The sequence below is a fragment of the Streptomyces sp. ATLC9 genome (assembly GCF_057196705.1).
This window is the reverse complement of the sequence record NZ_JBXUOY010000368.1, coordinates 1-4,308: the sequence shown is the minus strand read 5'-3', so window position 1 is coordinate 4,308 and position 4,308 is coordinate 1. Positions and strand designations below refer to the sequence as shown.

Annotated in this window: 4 protein-coding genes, 1 tRNA gene and 1 pseudogene; 3 read left to right on the top strand and 3 right to left on the bottom strand. The window is 72.5% G+C overall.

Features of this window, described 5'->3' with window-relative positions; translation table 11 throughout:
- The coding region (locus tag AC2CJA_RS24745) for an ABC transporter ATP-binding protein (protein ID WP_484604898.1) at window positions 1–383 on the bottom strand (383 nt) is incomplete at its 3' end.
- Window positions 384–759: 376 nt separating this feature from the next.
- Here AC2CJA_RS24745 and AC2CJA_RS24740 point away from each other — a divergent pair.
- Window positions 760–841: transfer RNA gene (locus tag AC2CJA_RS24740), tRNA-Leu, on the top strand.
- A gap of 547 nt (window positions 842–1,388) precedes the next feature.
- Here the strand turns inward: AC2CJA_RS24740 and AC2CJA_RS24735 are convergent.
- Window positions 1,389–2,024: a choice-of-anchor C family protein gene (locus AC2CJA_RS24735; RefSeq protein WP_484604897.1), complete on the bottom strand. Its 636-nt coding sequence runs from the start codon at window positions 2,022–2,024 to the stop codon at window positions 1,389–1,391.
- A gap of 409 nt (window positions 2,025–2,433) precedes the next feature.
- On the opposite strand from AC2CJA_RS24735, the gene AC2CJA_RS24730 reads away from it, so the two are divergent.
- On the top strand, window positions 2,434–3,285 hold the full coding sequence (locus AC2CJA_RS24730) for a Bax inhibitor-1/YccA family protein (RefSeq protein WP_484604896.1): 852 nt from the start codon (window positions 2,434–2,436) through the stop codon (window positions 3,283–3,285).
- Window positions 3,286–3,516: 231 nt separating this feature from the next.
- Window positions 3,517–3,795 (top strand): hypothetical protein, encoded by a 279-nt coding sequence (locus tag AC2CJA_RS24725; protein ID WP_484604899.1) that lies wholly within the window; start codon window positions 3,517–3,519, stop codon window positions 3,793–3,795.
- Here the strand turns inward: AC2CJA_RS24725 and AC2CJA_RS24720 are convergent.
- A pseudogene (locus AC2CJA_RS24720) lies at window positions 3,779–4,308 on the bottom strand (hypothetical protein); the annotation flags it as partial. The gene AC2CJA_RS24725 and the pseudogene AC2CJA_RS24720 sit on opposite strands and share 17 nt — an antisense overlap.

Here is a 4,308-nt window from a genome sequence, read left to right as displayed (position 1 = left end):
ATCGGCAGCGTGATGTTCTCCAGCGCCGTCAGGGTGGGCAGCAGATTGAACGCCTGGAAGATGAAACCGACCTTGTCCCGGCGCAGTCGCGTGAGCTTCTTCTCCTTCAGGGAGGACAGTTCGGTCTCACCGATCCAGGCCGATCCGGAGGAGAACGAGTCCAGGCCGGCCATGCAGTGCATCAGCGTGGACTTGCCCGAGCCCGACGGACCCATGATCGCCGTGAACTGCCCCTGCGGGAAGTCGACGGTGACGGAGTCCAGGGCCACCACCTTCGTCTCGCCCTGGCCGTAGACCTTGGTCAGGTCCACGGCACGGGCGGCCGCGGCGCCACCGGCGGCGGAGGGCGCGAGGAGGGCGTCGGAGGGAGTGCTGGTGGTCACGGAAAGGGACTCCTGTTCACAGCGGCTTGACGGGGACCCCTCCATCGTCCGTGCGAAACCGGCCACCGGCGTCCACCCCCGAACCGGTCTCGGAGGGAGTCTTCGGGGGGACCGGGGAGGCCCGTGTCATCCCTGAGGAGGAGAGGGCACCCTGATGCCTTCCTGTGGCGGGGCGGCGACTTTCCGTCATTCCTGGAATCGGCGCGGGGGCGCGTAACCCTCGCCGAAGAGCGGCGCGCGCCGCTGATGCTGCATCAGTTGCCAATAAAATCAGACAACTTGGAGTCGAAAGCCCGTTGTCCGAACGAGCGCCGCGGATAGGCTCATTGAGCGTCCAGGGGAGGGCCGCAGCCAGCCGTGCGGTCCATGAGCCGGTGCCCGGATGGTGGAATGCAGACACGACGAGCTTAAACCTCGTTGGCCTACAGGCCGTGCCGGTTCGAATCCGGCTCCGGGCACGCCGGACCCCGGCGGCCCCCTGGCGGGGCGCCGCCGGCACCATTCGCTGCCGAAGCCGGCGGGCGGCGCGCTTCGCGTTGCCGGCGGCAGTGGCGACGAGCCTGATGAGGTGTGAAGGAGCCTCGTCCGGGTCTCATGAGCGCGGCACCTCCCCCGTGAGGTGCCGGGCCACCCTCCCCACCCCGGCCCGCAGGGGACCAGGTGGACGGCCGGGCCGGATCTTCCCTCCGTTTCACCCTTCGAAGAAGCTGCGTCGGTAGTCGAGTGCCGCTTCCGATGTCGTGATCACACAGGTCCCGCGGACCGTCGGCCGATGGCCGGACGGTCCGAACGGTCCGGACGCGGACGGAATCCCCCAGCCGAAGGACACACGCCGCGAAGGGCCTTGCTGCCCGGACCTGGCGGCTCATCAGGGTGCGGTTTCGGCCACGGGCGGAGCCGATGGCTGTTCCCTCCCTCCGCTGTGGGTGGGGGCGGTGTCGTACCGCCGCCCCGGACGGCCGGGGGCGGTCCGGGGCGGCGGAGTCGGCCTTGCGGGGTTGTGGGTCAGCGGCAGCAGGAGTCCGAACAGCAGGAGTGGACCCTGACGTCGTCGATGACGGGCCCGTAGGCGTCGCCGACGGTGCTGGCGAACGCGAGGGTCGTGGTGCCGTTGTTGGCGACGAAGGTGAACTGCCGTGTCACGTAGCCCATGTCGGCCCGTGTCCTGCCGGTGACGTCGAAGGAGAAGTCCTGGAAGTTCTGCCCGTCGACGAGGGCCCGGCCCGTCCTCAGCAGCGAGGGGTCGCCCTCCGGGTTGCCGGCGAGGGAGTACGTCACCGTGTACGTCCTCCCCGGGGTGGTGGTGAAGGTCTGGGCCACGGTTCCCGCGGTGGTGGCGTTGAGGTCGACGGACTGGTCGCCCTCGGCGGCCTGCCAGAACCCGGCGCCGATCAGGTCCACGGCTCCGGAGGTGACCCTCCACGGGCCGATGGGCTGGCCGCTGCCGATGGTCCGGAACGTGTTCGCCCCGACCGTCGGGTACTCGAAGCTGCCGTTGTCGAACCTGCTGACGGCGGTGGCGGGACCAGACTGCTGCCCCGTCGTGCCGGTGCTGTGGAGCGGGGTGGCCACCGCGGTACCGGCGCCGGCGAGAAGGCAGGCCGCGGCGACCGCGGCGATCCGGGTGCGTACGGACAGCATGGACTCCTCCAGAGCGAAAGGGGGGTGGGAGCTTGCACTGTCTTGCGCGGTCCAATCTCCTCCCGCACCGGTGGGGATGCCTAGATCCGGATCCCGGCGCACGGGGGTGCGGGAGCGGAGCCGCCGACCTGCGCGCTCCGGCCGTCCGGAGCGCGGGCCCCCGGGTGCCCCCGGCCCACCGTTCAGGCGGCTCCCGCGCCGGGAGCCCGGTGCCCGCGGCCGCGCCCACCGGGCACACCGCGCGGCGGTGGGCGTAAGGCGGCCCTCTGGCGGGGTATCACCGGCGTGGCGGTGGGTACCGGAACAATCACGACTCCTTCCGTCGTTCTTGCCAGTGCACTACCGTGCGGTCTTTGCTAAAGCATTACTCTTGAGGAAGGGCCGCGCGGTGCGGCCATGGAGGAGTGAGATGAGGAGCAGTAACCCGGTCTTCTCGCGACGGGGATTCAGCCGAGACAACGGCTACGCCGGTTTCAACGCCACGCAGCAGCCGCAGGCCGGGAACCCGTACGCGACCGGCGCCCAGCCCACCAACCCCTACGCCCAGCAGCCCCGGACGGACGGCGGGCCGGGCTTCCCGCCGGCCGCGCCGCCGCAGGCCGGCCGGATGACGATGGACGACGTCGTCGCCCGTACGGCGATGACGGTCGGCCTGGTCGTCGCCATGGCGGCTGTGGCGTGGATCACCGATCTGTCACTCGGTCTGGCCCTGGGCGCGATGCTGATCGCGCTGGTCCTGGGCCTGGTGCAGTCCTTCAAGCGCAAGGCGTCGCCTCCGCTGATCCTGGCCTACGCCGCCTTCGAGGGCCTGTTCCTCGGAGCCATCAGCAACTACGTCGACAGCTACATCGCCGAAGGCGCGGCGATGCAGGCGGTGCTGGGCACCATGGCGGTCTTCGCCGCGGTGCTGTTCATGTACAAGGCCCGCATCATCCGTGTCACGCGGCGCTTCTACCGCTTCGTGATGGCCGCGGCCATCGGCTTCGTCCTGCTGATGGGCATCAACCTGCTGTTCGCCGTCTTCGGCGGCGGTGACGGCCTCGGCTTCCGCAGCGGTGGCCTTGGCATCCTGTTCGGCGTCATCGGCATCGTGCTCGGCGCCGCCTTCCTGGCCCTGGACTTCAAGCAGGTCGAGGACGGCATCGCCTACGGCGCTCCCCGCGAGGAGTCCTGGCTGGCCGCCTTCGGTCTGACCCTGACCCTGGTCTGGATCTACCTGGAGTTCCTGCGGCTGATCGCCATCCTGCAGAGCAGCGACTGATCCGGCTGCCCGGTCCCCGGCCCTCCGGCCGGGCCGGGCGGGACCTGTGAGGGGCCCCGGGGGATCAGCCCCCGGCCCCCTCCGCGCGTTCCGCCTCCCGCGCGCCCGTGCGGTCCGTCCGCGCGCCGCGCCCGTTGGCGGCGGTGTGCGAGGGGCGCATAGGGTTGCGCCGTGCCCGATGTGATCCCCCTGCTGACCGCCGTGGACCGTTTCGCCGACCGGCTGCGGGCCATGCCGCGGAGCGTCCTGGCCCGGGGCGCGGCGGCCGAGGGGCTCGGACTGGCCAGGGAGTTGGCCGACCGCGCCCAGCGCCTGGAGTTCCCCGGCCGGCCCCCGCGCTCCCTGCCCGACGCGGGGCTCTTCGCCGTCGGGGACCAGCTCGCGGTGGCCGGGCACGACCTGGCTGAGGCGGTGCGGGCGGCCGGCGGGCGGGCCGGGGCCCGGGAACTGGCCGAGGCCGCGGCGCTGGTGGAGGCCGCCGAGGCCGCGGCTCTCAGAGCGAGGCGATGACCCGGTCGGCCAGCACGTAGACGCTCTCCCCGCCGTACGCGAAGGTGAGGGTGTACGCGCCGAGGACGCCCGAGCCGCCCAGCAGCACCGGCTCGGCTCCCCCGCGCACCGCGGCGGCGAGCCGTTCGGCGGTCTCGCGGTGGCCGGGCGTCATGCAGACGGTGGTGCCGTCGGCGAAGACGTAGACGTCCAGCGTGCCCAGAGGGCCGGGCCGTACGTCGGCCAGCGGTGTGCGGCATTCGGCCAGTTCAGCCAGCCGCAGGCGGGTGGACTCGTGGTCGGCGGTTTCGGCGGTGGCCCCGGCGGGCCCGCCGGGCTCCTCGGTGCCGCCAGTGCCGCCGGTGCCGCCGGACCCCCCGAATGCCTCCGAGTCGTCGGGGCCGGTCGCGGGCCCGGGGACGACGGGCTCGCCGTCCAGGCCGTAGCCGGGGTGGGAGGGGTGGGGGGGGGGGGGGGGCGGGCGCGGCGCGGGGGGCGGTGGGGCCGCGGCGCCGGGGGCCCCGCCGGCCCCCG